This is a genomic window from Myroides sp. C4067 (genome assembly GCF_038039665.1).
Taxonomy (GTDB): domain Bacteria; phylum Bacteroidota; class Bacteroidia; order Flavobacteriales; family Flavobacteriaceae; genus Flavobacterium; species Flavobacterium odoratimimum.
On record NZ_JBBPHJ010000028.1, the window covers coordinates 24,048 to 42,189 of the forward strand.

At 35.0% G+C, this 18,142-nt stretch carries 17 protein-coding genes; 5 read left to right on the top strand and 12 right to left on the bottom strand.

Translation table 11 applies throughout. The features are described 5' to 3' along the window. The first annotated feature begins 137 nt into the window (after nucleotides 1–137). Nucleotides 138–713, top strand: a complete 576-nt coding sequence (locus AABL87_RS15260; protein WP_006266719.1) for a YceI family protein — start codon at nucleotides 138–140, stop codon at nucleotides 711–713. A 194-nt stretch (nucleotides 714–907) separates the two neighbouring features. After that, entirely contained in the window at nucleotides 908–1,786 is an 879-nt protein-coding gene (locus AABL87_RS15265; protein WP_341277570.1) for a hypothetical protein, read from the top strand. A 50-nt stretch (nucleotides 1,787–1,836) separates the two neighbouring features. On the opposite strand, the gene AABL87_RS15270 is transcribed toward AABL87_RS15265, so the two are convergent. The 4 genes from AABL87_RS15270 to AABL87_RS15285 form a co-directional block, all read right to left on the bottom strand. Continuing rightward, the gene (locus AABL87_RS15270; RefSeq protein WP_016650249.1) at nucleotides 1,837–2,466 is read right to left on the bottom strand and encodes an NAD(P)H-binding protein; all 630 of its coding nucleotides are present in this window, start codon (nucleotides 2,464–2,466) and stop codon (nucleotides 1,837–1,839) included. 141 nt (nucleotides 2,467–2,607) lie between these two features. Beyond that, nucleotides 2,608–4,008 (bottom strand): aspartate ammonia-lyase, encoded by a 1,401-nt coding sequence (aspA, locus tag AABL87_RS15275; protein WP_006259861.1) that lies wholly within the window; start codon nucleotides 4,006–4,008, stop codon nucleotides 2,608–2,610. Between the two features lie 69 nt (nucleotides 4,009–4,077). Then, nucleotides 4,078–4,464, bottom strand: coding sequence for a YchJ family protein (locus tag AABL87_RS15280; protein ID WP_341277571.1), 387 nt, complete (start codon nucleotides 4,462–4,464; stop codon nucleotides 4,078–4,080). Beyond that, nucleotides 4,464–4,667 (bottom strand): hypothetical protein, encoded by a 204-nt coding sequence (locus AABL87_RS15285; protein WP_006259864.1) that lies wholly within the window; start codon nucleotides 4,665–4,667, stop codon nucleotides 4,464–4,466. The genes AABL87_RS15280 and AABL87_RS15285 overlap by 1 nt, the downstream gene beginning before the upstream one ends. Nucleotides 4,668–4,778: 111 nt before the next feature. Here AABL87_RS15285 and AABL87_RS15290 point away from each other — a divergent pair, with 111 nt between their 5' ends. Together AABL87_RS15290 and AABL87_RS15295 are read left to right on the top strand one after the other, a co-directional pair. Next, nucleotides 4,779–5,465: a ComF family protein gene (locus tag AABL87_RS15290; RefSeq protein ID WP_341277572.1), complete on the top strand. Its 687-nt coding sequence runs from the start codon at nucleotides 4,779–4,781 to the stop codon at nucleotides 5,463–5,465. Between the two features lie 67 nt (nucleotides 5,466–5,532). Next, the gene (locus AABL87_RS15295) at nucleotides 5,533–7,137 is read left to right on the top strand and encodes an Ig-like domain-containing protein (protein WP_341277573.1); all 1,605 of its coding nucleotides are present in this window, start codon (nucleotides 5,533–5,535) and stop codon (nucleotides 7,135–7,137) included. A gap of 42 nt (nucleotides 7,138–7,179) precedes the next feature. Here the strand turns inward: AABL87_RS15295 and AABL87_RS15300 are convergent, their stop codons facing one another. The 6 genes from AABL87_RS15300 to AABL87_RS15325 all read right to left on the bottom strand — a co-directional run bounded on the left by AABL87_RS15300 (nucleotide 7,180) and on the right by AABL87_RS15325 (nucleotide 13,595). Beyond that, the gene (locus AABL87_RS15300) at nucleotides 7,180–7,947 is read right to left on the bottom strand and encodes a nitrilase family protein (RefSeq protein WP_006259868.1); all 768 of its coding nucleotides are present in this window, start codon (nucleotides 7,945–7,947) and stop codon (nucleotides 7,180–7,182) included. 45 nt (nucleotides 7,948–7,992) lie between these two features. Beyond that, nucleotides 7,993–8,832 (bottom strand): ion transporter, encoded by an 840-nt coding sequence (locus AABL87_RS15305; protein WP_071306975.1) that lies wholly within the window; start codon nucleotides 8,830–8,832, stop codon nucleotides 7,993–7,995. A gap of 94 nt (nucleotides 8,833–8,926) precedes the next feature. After that, nucleotides 8,927–9,670, bottom strand: coding sequence for a succinate dehydrogenase/fumarate reductase iron-sulfur subunit (locus AABL87_RS15310; protein ID WP_006259870.1), 744 nt, complete (start codon nucleotides 9,668–9,670; stop codon nucleotides 8,927–8,929). 51 nt (nucleotides 9,671–9,721) lie between these two features. Next, nucleotides 9,722–11,722, bottom strand: coding sequence for a fumarate reductase/succinate dehydrogenase flavoprotein subunit (locus AABL87_RS15315; RefSeq protein ID WP_006259871.1), 2,001 nt, complete (start codon nucleotides 11,720–11,722; stop codon nucleotides 9,722–9,724). 17 nt (nucleotides 11,723–11,739) lie between these two features. Then, entirely contained in the window at nucleotides 11,740–12,564 is an 825-nt protein-coding gene (locus AABL87_RS15320) for a succinate dehydrogenase cytochrome b subunit (protein WP_006259872.1), read from the bottom strand. Between the two features lie 182 nt (nucleotides 12,565–12,746). Further along, complete coding sequence (locus tag AABL87_RS15325) at nucleotides 12,747–13,595, bottom strand: ChaN family lipoprotein (RefSeq protein WP_006264510.1); 849 nt, start codon at nucleotides 13,593–13,595, stop codon at nucleotides 12,747–12,749. A gap of 150 nt (nucleotides 13,596–13,745) precedes the next feature. Here AABL87_RS15325 and AABL87_RS15330 point away from each other — a divergent pair, with 150 nt between their 5' ends. Continuing rightward, a complete protein-coding gene (locus tag AABL87_RS15330) occupies nucleotides 13,746–14,528 on the top strand; it encodes an alpha/beta fold hydrolase (protein WP_006262384.1) in 783 nt (260 codons plus the stop codon). Nucleotides 14,529–14,557: 29 nt separating this feature from the next. Here the strand turns inward: AABL87_RS15330 and AABL87_RS15335 are convergent, their stop codons facing one another. Then, nucleotides 14,558–17,320 carry a PD-(D/E)XK nuclease family protein gene (locus tag AABL87_RS15335; protein ID WP_341277574.1) on the bottom strand — a complete coding sequence of 921 codons (2,763 nt, stop codon included), beginning with the start codon at nucleotides 17,318–17,320 and terminating at the stop codon, nucleotides 14,558–14,560. Between the two features lie 70 nt (nucleotides 17,321–17,390). Continuing rightward, the coding region (locus AABL87_RS15340; protein ID WP_341277575.1) for an OmpA family protein at nucleotides 17,391–18,142 on the bottom strand (752 nt) is incomplete at its 5' end.

Genomic DNA, 18,142 nt, shown 5'->3' on the forward strand with positions numbered 1-18,142 from the left:
AAGGATTACGATTAAATAAAAGAAATAAAAGACCACAATTGCACAAGATAAAAACACTTCTTAATGTAGGTTAAGTGCTTAAAGCTAAATGTGGTACTAAATTTGTAATAAATAACAGAACAATTAAAATTATTATCATGAAAAAAATAGCATTATTATTCGTAGCAACATTATTCTCTGTTGCATCATTCGCTCAAACAAAATGGAATGTAGATAACTACCACTCATTTTTAAACTTCTCTGTGAAGCACTTAGGAATTTCTTTCGTAGATGGTCGTTTTGATAAATACGAAGGAACATTCGAAGGAACACCTGAAGACCTAACGAAAGGAACATTTAAATTCTCAGTAGATATGAACAGTGTGAACACATCTATCGAGATGCGTGACAACCACTTAAAAGCAGATGATTTCTTCGCAGCTGAGAAGTTCCCTGCAATGACTTTTGAGAGTAAATCAATCAAAAAAGTAGGTAAAGATCAGTACAAATTAGAAGGTAACTTAACAATCAGAGATATCACTAAGCCTGTAACTTTTGACCTTACTTATGGTGGTTTATTAAAAGATGATGGACAAGGAAATACTAAATTAGGATTCCAAGCATCTACTACGATCAACCGTTTTGACTTCGGAGTAGCATATGATCCATCAGGACAAGCTATCGCTAAAGATGTAAAAATCAATGTGAACTTAGAGTTCAATCAAGTTAAATAATCCTTTTACACATACTTAATTTCTGAAATAGGCTTCGCATTATTGTGAAGCCTATTTTACATTATAGCTACTCCCTAACTCACTCATACAGAGCAACCATAATCGTCAATTAATTATAGATAATAAACTATGAACAAGAACATTATCTCGTTTATATTGCTTATTTTTATTATATATTAACAAATATAATTGCTATGAAAAAGATTTTATTGAGTGCTTTTATTGGAGCATTAGTTCTTACATCGTGTGGAGATAAGAACAAAAATGGTGTAGGAGACGGAGAGACTATGAAAGAACTAGTCGCAAAACCTACTCCGCCTAAAGCAGAAGGTCCTATACGAGTACTATTCGTAGGGAATAGCCATACGGAGTACTTCGCTAGTTTTCCGAAAATGCTAGACGCGCTAGCTAAGGAAAACAATAAACAAGTAGAGGTAAAATCCCTTTTAGAAATGGGGGTAAGCATTGATCAGATCATCTCTTCAAACAAGAAAAATGCTGAAAAATTATTTAAACAAACGGATAAAGATGGAAACTATCTAGACTATGTGATTCTACAAGAATCAACACCTGTAGCCATACAAGAACTAGGCAAGTATAAATCTAACACAGCAGAAGTACATGATCAGATAGCCAAAAACAGCCCTGATGTAGCTACTTATATCTATGGTCTGACGGTTCCATTTGAGTACAATAGTGCAGATTATAAAGATTATCAACCTCTACTAGTAGAGAATGGTGTAGCAGTAGCTAAAGCGTTACCTAACACTGGATTCTTAAACTTCTCTGCTGTATTAGGTGCTGCCTATGCTGGCAAAGAAGGTTATACCGCTACTAAGGATGGTAAAGATATGCTACGTCACACAGATAGATCACGTCATATGCTTAATGACGCTGTCTTCGTAAACTCTATAGTGCTATATCAAACGCTGTTTGGTGAGACTCCTAAGATCCCACAGCAGTTACCACTGAGCACTGGTCTAGGAGATGATGATACGATAAAACTGATGGATGTAAAAGAAGGTGTCAGCGATCCTGAGGCTTTACTTAAGATAGCAACTAGCTTTAAGTAATACTATACAAGATAAATGAAAGGCTTGTCTCTAAGAGATAAGCCTTTTTATTATATCTCATTGCTTTCGATAATCAAGCGACGACAGCAGTAATTCTTCGCTTCTCTACGCATACGATTGGCTACTTTAACCACCTCTATCGGTTTATACTTCATAAACAATCGCATCTTATTAAAGAAAAACAAAATCTTAGCAGCTATTCGCTCCCCCATACGGTTAGTCCCTGGACGTAATAAAAGTCCTGGACGCAGAATAATAGTATTCTCAAAGCGCAAATTCAATACAGAGCGCTCTAATGTTCCCTTTAGTCTACTATAGAAGAATGCACTCTTATCAGAAGCTGCCTTAGCTGATAATAATACAAAGTTAGTTACTCCATTTCCTTTTGCATACTGAGCGAACTGCATGACATAATCATAATCTATATGCCATTGCTTTTGTTTAGAGCCTGCCTGCTTCAGCGTAGTCCCTAAACAACTAAAAGCTACATCTCCTGCTATTAGATGCTTCCATTGGTCGATTTGTTCAAAATCGACTAAATGAACGACTAACTTAGGATGCTGAATATCCCATTCTTTACGAATAAATATGACTACTTCGTGAAAATCATCGTCACAAAGTAGTTGACGTACGAGTACTTTACCAGTTGCTCCAGTACCTCCGATGACTAATGCTTTCATAACAAACATTTTAAAGCTATTATATCACTACAATAAACTTACCAATTTGTATTGAGACAACAGATTTTAAAAAAGTTACATCTATAAACAATAAAAAAGTCTCCTAGTAGGAGACTTTTTATATTTAATAACACGTATCGATTAGATCGAATGCGGTGCTAACATATGTTTAGGGTCTAGAATCTCATCTAGTTTCTCCTTAGTTAATAGATTGTGCTCTAATACTAATTCATAAACTCCTCTACCAGATTCTAATGCTTCTTTAGCGATTTTAGTACTCGCTTTATATCCGATATACGGGTTTAGCGCTGTAACGATACCGATACTTCCTAATACTAATTCCTTATTATGCTCTACATTAGCCTTAATACCTACTACACACTTCTCTACTAATGTTTCCATAGCATTCTCTAACCATGTCATAGACTCCATTAGAGTATGAGCTAATACAGGCTCCATCACGTTTAACTGTAACTGAGCTGCCTCAGAAGCCATTGTGATAGTCATATCGTTACCGATTACTTTAAAACACACTTGGTTTACTACTTCTGGGATAACAGGGTTTACTTTACCTGGCATAATAGAAGAACCTGGCTGCATAGGAGGTAGTTGAATCTCGTTAAGTCCTGTACGTGGTCCTGAAGATAATAATCTAAGGTCATTACAGATCTTAGATAACTTAATAGCTACTTTCTTCAAGATTCCTGAATAAGCAACAAATCCACTTGTATCAGATGTAGCCTCTACTAAATTCTCAGCAGAAGTAACAGGTTGTTTCATCAACATTCCTAAGTTCTTAGCACATAGATCTGCATAACCTGGTACAGCGTTTAATCCCGTACCGATAGCGGTAGCTCCCATATTAATCTCTAAGAACGCTTGGCTAGCTTGGTTAAGAACTGCTATTTCTCTCTTCAAAGTGAAAGCAAAACCACCGAACTCTTGCCCTAGAGTCATTGGCACTGCATCTTGAAGTTGAGTTCTTCCCATCTTGATAATATTCTCAAACTCTACAGCCTTAGCCTCAAATCCTTTTACTAATTTCTCTAGCTTCTCTACTACTTTCTTATTCATTTCGAATACAGCTACCTTAAGAGAAGTAGGGTATGCATCATTAGTAGATTGAGATAAGTTTACATGATCGTTTGGAGAACAGTGTTGATAATCACCTTTCTCGAAACCTAAGATTTCTAAAGCTCTATTTGCGATAACTTCATTCGCATTCATATTAACAGAAGTACCTGCTCCCCCTTGTATCATATCTACAGGAAACTCAGCATGTAGCTTACCGTCTATTATCTCCTGACATACATCAGCGATAACCTTATATATTTTTTCGTCTAAAACGTTTAATTCAAAGTTGGTTTTAGCTGCCGCCCATTTTACAATAGCTAATCCTTTAACAAACTCGGGGTAATCAGACAACTTACTTGTCGATATCTTAAAGTTATTGATTGCTCTTTGTGTCTGTACACCATAATAAGCCTGTTGAGGAATTTCTAATTCACCTATTAAGTCGCTTTCAATTCTGGTTGGTTTCATACTTATACAGTTTTATATTTTCACTAAGTTACGAAGTAATTTTTATTTACCCTCTCTAAAACACAAGGATTATTCCTTAAATGTTCCCGATACATAATACCACTTCCCTCCTAACATTTCAAACAAAGAATCCTCATAGTGTTCACACACATTGCCCTCTGCATCTTTATAATAAGCCTTAAATACTACACGACTCTCCTCACTGACAAGAATTTCTAAGCGTTGCCATGTATTTTCTTTAGCCCACTGTAGAATTGCCTTCTTACTATGAAAGTGTCTAGTCTTAGGATGGGTAGTATTAATGATGTATATCGCATTAGCTAAGGCATAGGCTGTGTACCTAGAGCGCATCAGCTGCTCTGCTGTAGAAGGAGCTTTAGTATTCGTCACATACGGCTCACAACACTCACTATATGCGTTACCACTACAACAATAACAAGGTTGGTGCTGCTCCATTATCCTATCTTCTGTTTTAACTCTTCGATAATCTTCAGGAATTTACCCCAACGAACGACTTCGTCATCTGTCTGTGCATAATCAAGTCCATCATTGATACTTTCTTCTATTTTCTCTATTGCTACAGAGGCTTCTTCTTTCTTATTTTGAGCAATTAATACCATTAATTGCATGATTTGCTGTTGTACTTCTTCTATTTTCATTTCTATATCTTCATTTCAACACAAAGATATTTGTTATTAATAATTACGTAGAGAAAGTTCTGATTAATTTTAGCATAACATCTAAATAACCCACATAGTAACCTAGAACTGATGATTATAACTGATATTCTGAATCTCCTCTTTCCGAAGAACTGTATGGCTTGTAACTCCATATTACTGAGAAATGAACAATATCTATGCCTAACTTGTAGAGAGGAAATACCTTATACACAAGAACATCTTATAGATCAAAATGATTCTATGGCTAAGTTCTATGGTAAGATACCCATAGAGTTTGCTGCTAGTTTACTCTTCTTTTCTAAAGGAGGCAAAGTGCAGCAGATCATCCATAATCTCAAATATAGAAATCATCCTGAGCTAAGTTATTTCTTAGGTACTATCTATGCACATCAACTAACCAAAACAACGCGTCTAAAGGAGATCACTTCTATCATACCTGTCCCCATGCATAAAAAGAAACAAAAGAAACGAGGGTATAATCAAGTAGACGGCTTCGCGAAAGCACTAAGTGAGCACTTTCACATCAAAATAAACAATAAACTTCTAATCAAAACACTTCAAACCTCTTCTCAGACAACTAAATCACGTTTTCAGAGAAAAAGTCAAACAAAAGAAGTCTTTGATCTAGACCTAAACTTTAAAGACGACGAATACAATCACTTCTTACTGCTAGATGATATCCTCACTACAGGGAATACCTTAGAGGCATGCTGTAAAAAATTATTACAAATACCGAATACTAAAATCACGATTCTCTGTTTGGCTCGTAGCATTTAAAAGTTTTAATAATACATATTTTCTAACTAAAAAATATAGTCGTTAATTTGTCTTTTAAATTAAAACTATGTCTAAGTTTCGTATATACTTTATTGTTTGTTTTACAGTATTTTGTTTTATAACGTTTTCGAACTGTGCTAAAAGAGGGTTTATTTCAGGAGGACCTAAAGATACTATTCCACCTGTAGTACTAGGAAGTAGTCCTAAGAACCACTCTATACATTTTGACAAAAAGCAAATTACTATTGATTTCGACGAATTCGTTAAGATCAAAAACGTAAATCAAAACTTGATTATCTCTCCTCCTATGGATAGAATGCCTGAAGTATTACCTATGGGAAATGCTAGAAAGACGGTTACGATCAATCTTATAGACACTTTAAAACCGAATACGACTTATAGTTTTAACTTCGGGGACGCTATTACGGATAACAATGAAGGTAATGTCCTAAAACAGTTTAAATATATCTTCTCTACAGGAGATTATATCGACTCTCTGAAACTAAGTGGAACGATAAGAACTGCACATCAATTAAAGTCGGATAACTTCGTCAATGTAATGCTATACGATGCTGAGACATTTAAAGATTCTACTATCTATAGAGAAAAACCTCTTTATGTAACGAATACACTAGACAGTCTTACAACTTTCTCTATAGAGAATATTAAAGCAGGAAAGTATTACTTAGTAGCATTAAAGGATAAGAACAGTAACTTTATGTTTAATCCTACTGAGGATAAAATAGCTTTTATAAAAGAACCGATTGAGATTCCAACAAATCAATCTTATGATTTGACACTGTTCAAGTCTGATGAGAAATTCGAAGCTTCTAGACCTGCTCAGATTACCCAAAACAAATGGTACTTACCGTATATAGGAAACGCTGAAGGAGCTACCGTAGAAGTTAAAAAAGATGGGGTAGTAATCCCTAGTGCTTATACACAACTAGCAGATAAAGATAGTTTGCAAGTTTGGTTCCCAAAGATAGAAGCAGACTCTCTGCACTTCACTGCTACGAAAGGTGAGTTTACAAAGACATTTATGGTTAAACCAAGACCTAAGATGAAAGAAATAGATTCGCTATCCGTGTCAGGAAAATCAGGTACACTTGATTTCTTATCTGATTTACTAGTAGAAACAACTACACCTGTTAAGTCTATTAATAAAGATCTAATCACCATCTTTAATAAAGATTCTGTAGCAGTCCCTTTTACTATAGATAACAAAGCAAGGGAACAAAAGTTCTATCTAAAGTTTAAGAAAGAAGAACTAGATAATTACAAGGTAACACTATGGCCTGGAGCTATTACAGACTTCTTTGGAAAAGCAAATGATACAATCGTGCTGAACAATAAAACGACAGCTTATACAGATTATGGAAACTTGACCATTACACTAAATGGATTAAAGCGTTATCCTGTTATCGTTGAATTACTAGATGACAAAGAAAAAGTAATCGTTAGTCAATATAGTGAAAGCTCTAATACATTCGAGTTCTTAGCATTACCCCCTAGAATGTACTACATAAGAGTTATCTATGATGACAATAAAAATGGCGTATGGGATAAAGGATACTATTGGGACAGAAGACAACCTGAAGAATCTGTCTACTTCCCTGAACAGATAGATGTCCGTGCCAACTGGGATATTAAAGAACAAATCAACTTATAAACAAATAAGGCTCTTAGCATAAAAACTAAGAGCCTTTTTTGTTTATAGGATAGTAAATGAATCAGCATCTCTAAGTACACCGAAACTCTTTCTTATTTTATCTTGTTTTGCTTTATCTAAGGTTACATACACTACTTGTTCTCCTGTCAATGGTTCTACTAAATAGCCTCCTAGCATATCTAAGGCTTGTGAATGGCCTGAATAGATATTGTCATTCTCATCACTTCCACATCTATTTACAGCTACCAAATAACTCATATTCTCTATAGCACGTGCCTTTAGCAGAGAATCCCATGCGTAAATACGCTGATCTGGCCAACTAGCCACATAGATTAATAAGTCATATACTCCGTCATTATTTCTACTAAAAACAGGGAATCTTAGGTCATAACAAACTAAAGGGCATATATTCCATCCCCTATAGTTAACTACTAATCTATCTACCCCTGCTTTATATACCTTCTCTTCTCCTGCTAATGAGAATAAGTGTCGTTTATCATAAGTACTAATCTCACCTTCATCAGAGATAAAGAACATTCTATTATAGTAGTCTTCTCCTTCTTTAATAACAATACTACCTGTAAGCGCATATAGATGCTTTTTACACAACGATTGTAACTCGGTGATATATTCGTCTTCCATAGTCAAAAAAACGCGCTCAGGCTTCATTGTAAAGCCTGACACAAACATCTCAGGTAAAACTACCAAATCTGTATCTTGTTCTATAGAATCTAGCTTTTCTAAAAAATGTTCTTTATTCGCTTCTATATCTTCCCATACCAATGGTGATTGTAACATGGCAACTTTCATTACACTACGATATTTAGATTATACTCCAAAAATAAGCAATAATTCTTACTTCTCTTCTTGAGGTCTACCACAACACGGGCAATTACAACTAGAAACATTCGTTTTTTGTAACGCTAATAACTTCTTCTCCTTTCTTTCAGCCAAGATCTCTGAGAAACCAGATGAGATAATACCTGTAGGTAAAGCAAAAAAGCCTATCCCAATAACCGCAAGTACTCCTCCTATTAGCTTACCTATCACAGTTACAGGGTAGATATCTCCATAACCTACAGTACAAATCGTAATAACAGACCACCACATAGAATCAGGAATACTAGAAAATGCCTCAGGCTGAGAAGGGTTCTCTGCATAATAAATAGCTGTAGAAGCTATTAACAATAAAAAGATCAACATAAATGCGGCAATCGCTAACTCACTCGCTTTTCTCTTAAATACATTGACCACAAGTGCCAAAGCTGATACATAACGAGTAATCTTAAATACGCGTAATAATCTAAACACACGCATTAATCTTATGATACGGAGATCCACATGTACAAAAGCTAGATAAAATGGTAACACAGCACATAAATCTATTAACTGCATAGAAGTAAAAGCATATTTTAACCTTCCTAAAAAAGGTTGATTAAATCGCTCATCACAGGTAATAGACCACATTCTCAACACATATTCTACTGAAAAGAAGACTACAGAGAATAAGTTAAATGACGAAAAAAAAGAACTGTACTCTTCACTAACTTCAGGAATTGATTCAAAGATCAGTGAGATAGCATTCAGTAATATCAAAATAATGATTCCTCCTTGTATTATTTTGCTTTCTAAAGCATTAGAATCATTATTTAATAAATTAAAGACACAGTGCTTTATTGACTTTTTACTCCTCATAACTCGAATTCTCTTTCCAATAAATTAGAGTACAAAAATAAAAAAAGCAGATATATCTCTATATCTGCTTTTTCATTTATTTCAAGAAAAACTATTATTTCAAGCTTGCTTTTAAGTATTCTCTGTTCATACGAGCGATGTTCTCTAAAGAAATTCCTTTAGGACATTCTACCTCACATGCTCCTGTATTAGTACAGTTACCGAATCCTAAAGCATCCATCTCAGCTACCATATTAAGTACACGATCAGCTGCCTCTACTTTACCTTGTGGTAACAAAGCAAATTGAGAAACTTTTGCAGATACGAATAACATAGCAGAAGAGTTTTTACATGTAGCCACACAAGCACCACATCCAATACAAGTAGCTGCGTCAAATGCACGGTCAGCATCATGTTTAGGAATTGGAATAGCGTTAGCATCTTGTGTATTACCTGAAGTATTTACAGATACGAAACCACCTGCATGTTGAATTTTATCAAAAGCAGTACGGTCAACGACTAAGTCTTTAATTACTGGGAAAGCTTTCGCTCTAAATGGCTCGATATAGATAGTATCACCATCTTTGAACTTTCTCATGTGTAACTGACATGTAGTAATACCTCTGTCTGGTCCGTGTGCTTCACCATTGATAAATAAAGAACACATACCACAGATACCCTCACGACAGTCATGGTCGAAAGCTACTGGATCATCACCTTTCTCGATTAACTCGTTGTTTAATACATCAAGCATTTCTAAGAAAGACATATCAGGAGAAACATTGTTGATTTTATAATCAACCATTTTTCCTTGTACTTTAGCGTTTGATTGACGCCATATTTTAAGTGTAAGATTCATTTGTGTCGAATTTTTACAAAAAGACTAGGTCCGAAGACCTAAGTCTCAATATTATTTATAACTACGAGTTACCAATTTAATGTTTTCATAAACTAAGTCTTCTTTGTGAAGCACTGCATCACTTGGGTTTCCTTTGTATTCCCAAGCAGCAACGTATGCGAAGTTCTCATCATCACGTTTTGCTTCTCCATCCTCAGTTTGGTGCTCTTCACGGAAGTGACCTCCACAAGATTCTTCACGGTGTAAAGCATCTTTCGCGAATAATTCACCTAATTCTAAGAAATCAGCTACTCTTAAAGCTTTCTCTAACTCTTGGTTAAAGCTCTCTGCAGTACCTGATACTTTCACATCTTTATAGAACTCTGCTCTTAACTCAGCAATCTCAGCCATAGCTTCAGTTAAACCTTTTGCGTTACGAGCCATTCCTACTTTATCCCACATAATTTTTCCAAGCTTCTTGTGGAAGTGGTCAACAGAATGTGTTCCTTTATTGTTCATTAAATGGTCAATGATATCACGAACATTTTTCTCAGCAGCTTCGAACTCTGGCAAATCTGTTGGGATAGTTCCAGTACGAATATCATTAGCTAAATAATCTCCGATAGTATATGGTAATACGAAGTATCCATCAGCTAAACCTTGCATTAATGCAGAAGCTCCAAGACGGTTAGCACCGTGATCAGAGAAGTTAGCCTCACCTAGGATATAACATCCTTCGATAGTTGACATTAAATTATAATCTACCCATAATCCACCCATTGTATAGTGAACTGCAGGGTAAATCATCATCGGAGTTGTATATGGATCCTCATCTACGATCTTCTCGTACATTTGGAATAAGTTACCATATTTGTTTTCAACTACATCTTTACCTAATTTGTAAACTAGCTTAGCGTCGTTTTCATCTAAGTGTTGAATACGAGCTTGCTCTTTACCATAACGGTCAATAGCAGAAGCGAAGTCTAAGTATACAGCTTCACCTGTAGCATTAACTCCATATCCAGCATCACATCTTTCTTTAGCAGCACGAGACGCAACGTCACGAGGTACTAAGTTACCGAATGATGGGTATCTTCTCTCTAAGTAGTAATCTCTATCTTCTTCAGCGATTTGAGTTGGTTTTAATCTACCTTCTCTAATTGCTATAGCATCTTCCATTTTTGCAGGAACCCAAATACGTCCATCATTACGTAATGACTCAGACATCAAAGTAAGCTTCGACTGGTGGTCACCAGTTACAGGAATACAAGTTGGGTGAATTTGCGTATAACAAGGGTTAGCAAAGAATGCTCCACGTTTGTGTGCTTTCCAAGCAGCAGTAACGTTAGAACCCATTGCATTTGTAGATAAGAAGAATACGTTACCATATCCACCTGTACAGATAACTACAGCGTGAGCAGAGTGACGTTCTATCTCTCCATTGATTAAGTTACGAGCGATAATACCTCTTGCTTTACCATCAACTTTAACGATATCTAACATCTCATGACGGTTATACATTTGGATTTTACCACGACCGATTTGACGGTTCATAGCAGAATATGCTCCTAACAATAACTGTTGTCCAGTTTGTCCTTTAGCGTAGAAAGTACGAGATACTTGTACCCCACCAAAAGAACGGTTATCTAATAAACCTCCGTACTCACGTGCAAAAGGTACACCTTGAGCTACACATTGGTCAATAATATTTTCAGAAACTTCAGCTAAACGATAAACGTTTGCTTCACGTGCACGGTAGTCTCCTCCTTTTACAGTATCATAGAATAATCTGTAAACTGAGTCACCATCACCTTGGTAGTTCTTAGAAGCGTTAATCCCCCCTTGAGCAGCAATAGAGTGCGCACGACGAGGTGAATCCTGATAACAAAAAGCTTTTACGTTATATCCTAACTCAGCTAATGTAGCAGCAGCAGAACCACCTGCTAATCCAGTTCCTACAACGATAACATCAATATTACGTTTATTCGCTGGGTTAACTAATTTAATATGATTTTTATAGTCAGACCATTTTTTATCAAGTGGTCCATTAGGTATTTTAGAATCTAATTTCATGATCAATTTCTTTAGGACTATTTAATAAAATGAATATATAATGGGATGATAGCAAATAGCGCAGGTACAACATACGCAATTAAGAAACTAAGCCCTTTAAGTACTCCCTTATATTTAGGATTATTAGCTCCTAAAGATTGGAATGCACTACCAAATCCATGAGATAAGTGGAATCCTAAAACCACCATAGCAAGTACATAAGCAATTGTAGCGATTAATCCAGTACTTTCGTTTTGGAAGAACTCAATTGTAATTTTATGTAAATCTTTATATCCATCAGCAATCTTTAAGTCTGTACCTGCTTGATAAAACTTAGTACCTTTTACTTCTATCTGTCCCATTTCAACAGCGTTTACTGGGATAGCTTGCTCTTGTACTGTTTTATATACTACTACAGGATCTTGACCCTCTACTTTTACTTCTACAGTTTGTAAAGGCATTTCACTAAAGTGCATTTTAGCCCAGAAGTTGGCCATGTGAGTCACGATGAATACTAAAAGTAAAGTTCCTAATACCGCCATGTTTCTTGAAGAAAATGAGCTATTAGAAGCAGCATTGTTTTTTGCATATCCGATTGGACGTGCTTTTTTGTTTTGAATCGTTAAAACGATACCATCAATCGCGTGAAAAAGGATTGAAATATACGTAACATAAGATAATACTTTTACTGCTGGATTAGTAGTCATAAATAACGCATACTCGTTAAATGCAGAAGCGTCACCAAATATCAATTGAAGGTTTCCCGCCAAGTGACCTACTAAAAACAAGCATAAAAATAACCCTGTAAGAGCCATCCAATATTTCTTAGCTAAGGATGACTTTAAAAGTGCAGATTTTGCCATAATGTAATTTTAATTGTTTTTCTTGAAAAAATCTCTCAAAAATACACCTTCTTAACGTTATCAACAAAGTCTACCCTTCTATTTATACTCGATATAAACAAAGAATAAAACAATGCTAATTCACTAAAATAGACCAATTGAGACTTTTTTTAAGAAAAAAAAAGGTTTTTTATAGTAAAGCGTTAAAATGACTTTAAAATATTCGCATCTATAACAATAATAAAGTTAGCCAAGTCTAAATTATCATATTCGAAATGACCAACATTATCACTCTCTACCATCGTAATAGTAGCTATTTTTAGCGAAGGCCTATATTGGTTAAGATACCAAACTATACCTTCATAATTATTACTGTGATAAGAACCATTATAGTGCAAGAATAAATGGTTTGGTTTTAAATTTTGAACAATAAAGTGCCCCATAGTAGCATCTTTAATTGCTTGCGCCTTCGGCAAATTCTCATCTTTATGATCCTCAAACATTGCCATCATATTCTTATATCCTGGCAAATTAGCATCATAAGGAAATGGCAATGGTGCAATCCAGCTCTTCTCTTGTACACTTAAAGTATCTAATGCTGCAGTACCTTTTTTAAACAATAGACTTGCATATCGTCTAGGTACATTAGTCGCAATAAATTCTAATTTATTCTCCTTTGCATATTCTACTAATGGTCTATAATCAGTTTTATAATTATTCCACAGCCTCACCTCTTCTTGAAACTGCTCTTCTGTACTATTTCCTTTTACATATTTAGTTAGTCCCTCCTGATTATCTGCTTCAAACATTTCTGCACCAAGAGTTAGCTCTCTTTTATTACCTAAAGACTGTGTTACTTGTAATTGCAACCAATGTCCTAATGAATTATTGTGAAACTCTCCAAATAAAACAACCTCACTTTTACTAAGTGATTTTATCATCTTTTCATAAGAAACTTTCTTTCCTTTATTTGTATAAATCTGATAAGGTAATCCTGATTGTCCATAAGTTATTCCACATAACAACAAAAACGCACCAACTATTTTTTTCATTTTACTAAATATTTTGAAATTAGAACTGCAAAGATAATCTTTTCTATTATTTAGACTGGTTTAATATAACTGTAATACCTGGAGTTCTGTTGAATGTTAAAAGATTTGACAAAGTCATAGTATATCATACATTTGCAACAAAATTAAAGAATGGCTACTACAAAAATTCTATATAAAAACACCAATTTATCATATACTGACAAAGGAAAAGGAAGCACTTTAATCTTTCTACACGGATTTCTAGAAGATAGTAAAATGTGGAATTACTACCTTGACTATTTTTCAAAGAAATATAGAGTGATTGCTATTGATCTTTTAGGACATGGTGAATCAGGTTGCATTGGTTACATACACAGTATGGAAGATATGGCTGACGCAGTTTTTACAATTACAAATTCTTTAAATCTAAAAAAGGTAACACTAATAGGTCATTCTATGGGAGGTTATGTATCACTAGCCTTCGGAGAATTATATCCAGATAATGTAAAGAAAATAATATTAGTTTCATCTACTACCAGAGCTGACAGCCCAGAAAGACAAGTTAACAGAGACAGAGCAACTGAAGTAATCAAAAAGAATAGCGACCTCTTTGTTACTATGGCAATTAACAACACCTTTTTAGAAGACACTAAAATCACTCACGCTAAAGAAGTACAAGAACACTTAGATACTGCTCTTAAAATACCTAAACAAGGCATACTAGCAGCTGTAGAGGGAATGAAATCAAGAAATGACAGAGAAGTTCTACTCCATTTTGCTCCATACCCTATAAGTATGATTGTAGGTAATGCAGATCCTGTTCTTTCTATTGACGACATCACTAAAGAAGTTGAAAATACAGACTCTGATTTAACTATTATCCCTGGAGGTCACCTACTTCAGATTGAAGCAAAAGAAGAGCTACTAGAAGCACTAAAAAATACGATAAAATAAAAATAGGGAAGCAAAAGCTTCCCTATTTTCTATAATTCTTTTTCTATAAAATCCTCATCTGGATTTAGTATTTCTAACAACAAGGCAACTAATTCATCCTTGAATAAGGTTAATGTATCATTTGTAATAGCATGATCAACCTCTCTTCCTTCTTTTACTCCAAAAAATAAGAAGCCACCTTTTCTATTCTTGAATGAATAAATACCGGCTTCCACAGATTGATTTGTATTGTGTTTCGTATACATTAAAGCATAACACAATAACTGAATAATCTTATCATTTTTCAGATCAAGTGTAAGTCCTTCCCATGTACTTAACTTAACATCATTTGCTTCTACTTTACCACTTTTATAATCGATAACTCGGATTACACCATTTCGTTCCTCTATTCTATCTACAAATCCAAATAGATTAATAGGATAAGGTAATCTAGGATCTTCAAGTGTAAAAGTAAGTTCTGTCTCTAACTCCAATAATAAAATATCATCCCCTCCGTTTATCTTTTCTATCTCTCCTTCTAGAAAATGATACACATTTCGTTTAGCTACTTCAAAAGCGAGCAGATTCTTTCCTATCTTCTCCTTATCACTGTTGTACACCTCTTCAAACTGTAACTGTACTTCTGCATCAGCTTTTGTTTTTATTGTGTTAATAATCTCCACTGTAAGCCTAGCTCCTTTAAAGGGTTTATACAAATTCTCTAAAGAGTTGTGTATAATAGTACCCAAAGTATTTAAAGCCACACTCTCCTCTACCTCTTCCACTTCTCTAATCCTTAAGACACGTTGCAAGTAAAACTGTATAGGATTACGAAGATAATTAGATAAAGCTGATGGTGAGAAACCTTTAGTTGTAGCAATATTCTTTAGCTCTTCTTTTAAGAGGTCTGACTTCGGAATCTGAATCAACTCATTTGCTTTTTCAGGTAAATCCGCAGAATAGGTAACATATTTTACATCATGTGCTTCTAACTGTTCTACTTCTAACTGCGTTAAGAATCTACTCTTTTCTCCAGCATCCATTCCCTCTGATTGAGAGTTATACAAAAGGTAAATATTCTTTGCCCTTAACAACAAGTGATAAAAGTGAAAACTATAAATAGCATCCTTTTCCTTATAAGTTGGCAAGCCTATTTCTCTCTTTATATCATAAGGAATAAAAGAATTAACTGACTTACCTGCAGGGAACTTCCCTTCATTAACAGAAGTCACAATAACAGTGTCAAAATCCAAAACACGACTCTCTAACACCCCCATTATCTGTAGTCCTTCTAAAGGTTCACCCTCAAAAGATACTTCAGACATATCCATCACTTGTTTATACAACGAATACAAAGTATCGTAACTTTGTATAAAATCATATTTCTGACAATAAGAAACTAACCTATTCAACATCTGATAGGAAGAATACAAGAATGTTTTACTAATTCGGTCACTGTGTACCTCATCATTTAAACTATACTTAATAGCTAATACAATCTCAATAAGGTTTTGTAAAACCTCAACAGATGACCTTTCATTCCATCTACCGAAAACAAGCTTACGAACAGGAAAATCAGGATCCTCTATCCACTCTGCAAAACGATTCATGCTAAAGAAGCTAAGATTTCGATCATTAATTTCTTTAATAACCTTTTCAGGAACAATAATTTGCGTTAATACAGGATTAGTCAATACATCTAAAATTTCCTTGTAGTAAACAACATATTGTTTATTTGAGCGTCGTATAGCGGCCAAATGCATCTTAAAAATCTTGTTCAATAAGATCTGAATAGGATTACTCTTACCACTATACCCCATTGTGATATTCAAACTTGATACTGAAGAAGGCAAACTATGCAATACTGGTAATAGCAAATTCTCCTCCCCTAAAACAATGGCAACCTTCTCTAATCTCGAAGCTTCCTCTCCAAGTCCTTCTACTATTTGCCCTGCGATCTTTGCTTGCCCTACACTCTTAGGAGTTTGTATCACTTGTATATTCTTTTCTTTGCCAAACTCATCTACTATCCATTCAAAAGGGTTGTATTGATAATGTATCCAGTTGCGTTTTATACGTCTCAAAAAGAGCGCTGCATCGTGATAAGGATCCTCCATAAAATGCTTATCAATATCCCAAAACACCTTAGCTCTTTTCTCCAACAAGAAATGTTGAATAATTTTCTCCTCTGCTGCATTTAATGCATTAAACCCAGCAAAATAAAACACCTTATTATTACTGTTCAAATACTCTTTATGCGACTTAACAGCTTCACGATATATCAACCCTTGATAACCGATACGCTCCTCTAGTAAAACCTCATAGAACTTTTTATAGTAAACTGGTATCTGCTCCCAAAAGGCTAAATAATTTACAATTAAGTCTGTCTTTTGTTCAGGATCTAAAGACCAGTGTTTAATGTCTTCAATATTCTTTAAATATGAAAACACATAATCAGGATTCAACAAGTAACGATCTACTTCATTAAAATCACTTAACAACATATTAGCCCAACTAGAGAAGCGATCAAAATCCTGTGCATTACCTCCCTCTATTTCTTGATAAACTACATAAAACTTAAAAAGTAATTCTATCGAATCGATCCCTCTAATCTTAGACACTTGTTGAATGAAATCCTCAATATTAATAATCTCTGGAGCGAAGACACTATTTCTGTAATACTTCTTTAAATTTTCTAACAAAAAGACCTTAGCTCTTTTATTAGGAAGAACGATCACCAAATTGTCCATGGAATTAGGAAAATCGGCATAAATCTGCGCACTCAGCTTATCTAAAAAAGTATTTGATTTCATAAAATAAAGGTACAAAAAAAACGCTCCGATTACTCGAAGCGTTTTCTATAGATTATGTGTTTTAAATCAATTATTTAGCTAATTGGATTTCAACACGTCTGTTTAACTCACGTCCTTTAACTGTTTTGTTAGAAGCGATTGGATCTTTAGATCCGTATCCTTTAGAAGTTAATCTAGCAGAATCGATTCCTTTTTCAATTAAATAAACTTTTACAGCGTTAGCTCTGTTATCAGATAATGGTAAGTTAATTCTGTCAGATCCTGTACTGTCAGTATATCCAGCGATGTGGAAATTAGCAGTTGGGTATTCTTTCATGATTTTAACCATATTATCTAACACTGCGTAAGAACCATCTTGGAAAGTATATTTTCCAGTGTGGAATAATAATGTTTTTCCGTAGTCGTTAAGCTGTTTTACTTTCTCAGGCTCGATTTCTTTAACTTCAGGACATCCGTTGTTAGAAGCTGGACCAGGTACATCTGGACATTTATCTAAATGATCAGGTACTCCGTCTCCGTCTCTATCTGGCCAAGGACAACCATTGTTTTCTTTTGGACCAGGTACTTCTGGACACTCATCTTTATTATCTGGCACTCCGTCTCCGTCTGTATCAGGACATCCGTTGAACTCAGCTAAACCTGGGATCTCTGGACATTCGTCTTTATTATCTGGAATACCATCTCCGTCTGTATCAGGACATCCGTTGAATTCTGGTAAACCTGGTAAGTCTGGACACTCATCTAAATGATCTGGAATTCCATCTCCATCTGTATCAGGACATCCGTTGAACTCAGCTAAACCTGGGATCTCTGGACATTCGT

Excerpts from the sequence above, each read along its gene's own strand:
- AABL87_RS15260 (WP_006266719.1), top strand. The coding sequence starts at position 138 with ATGAAAAAAATAGCATTATTATTCGTAGCAACATTATTCTCTGTTGCA.
- AABL87_RS15265 (WP_341277570.1), top strand. The coding sequence starts at position 908 with ATGAAAAAGATTTTATTGAGTGCTTTTATTGGAGCATTAGTTCTTACA.
- AABL87_RS15270 (WP_016650249.1), bottom strand. The coding sequence starts at position 2,466 with ATGAAAGCATTAGTCATCGGAGGTACTGGAGCAACTGGTAAAGTACTC.
- aspA (WP_006259861.1), bottom strand. The coding sequence starts at position 4,008 with ATGAAACCAACCAGAATTGAAAGCGACTTAATAGGTGAATTAGAAATT.
- AABL87_RS15280 (WP_341277571.1), bottom strand. The coding sequence starts at position 4,464 with ATGGAGCAGCACCAACCTTGTTATTGTTGTAGTGGTAACGCATATAGT.
- AABL87_RS15285 (WP_006259864.1), bottom strand. The coding sequence starts at position 4,667 with ATGAAAATAGAAGAAGTACAACAGCAAATCATGCAATTAATGGTATTA.
- AABL87_RS15290 (WP_341277572.1), top strand. The coding sequence starts at position 4,779 with ATGATTATAACTGATATTCTGAATCTCCTCTTTCCGAAGAACTGTATG.
- AABL87_RS15295 (WP_341277573.1), top strand. The coding sequence starts at position 5,533 with ATGTCTAAGTTTCGTATATACTTTATTGTTTGTTTTACAGTATTTTGT.
- AABL87_RS15300 (WP_006259868.1), bottom strand. The coding sequence starts at position 7,947 with ATGAAAGTTGCCATGTTACAATCACCATTGGTATGGGAAGATATAGAA.
- AABL87_RS15305 (WP_071306975.1), bottom strand. The coding sequence starts at position 8,832 with ATGAGGAGTAAAAAGTCAATAAAGCACTGTGTCTTTAATTTATTAAAT.
- AABL87_RS15310 (WP_006259870.1), bottom strand. The coding sequence starts at position 9,670 with ATGAATCTTACACTTAAAATATGGCGTCAATCAAACGCTAAAGTACAA.
- AABL87_RS15315 (WP_006259871.1), bottom strand. The coding sequence starts at position 11,722 with ATGAAATTAGATTCTAAAATACCTAATGGACCACTTGATAAAAAATGG.
- AABL87_RS15320 (WP_006259872.1), bottom strand. The coding sequence starts at position 12,564 with ATGGCAAAATCTGCACTTTTAAAGTCATCCTTAGCTAAGAAATATTGG.
- AABL87_RS15325 (WP_006264510.1), bottom strand. The coding sequence starts at position 13,595 with ATGAAAAAAATAGTTGGTGCGTTTTTGTTGTTATGTGGAATAACTTAT.
- AABL87_RS15330 (WP_006262384.1), top strand. The coding sequence starts at position 13,746 with ATGGCTACTACAAAAATTCTATATAAAAACACCAATTTATCATATACT.
- AABL87_RS15335 (WP_341277574.1), bottom strand. The coding sequence starts at position 17,320 with ATGAAATCAAATACTTTTTTAGATAAGCTGAGTGCGCAGATTTATGCC.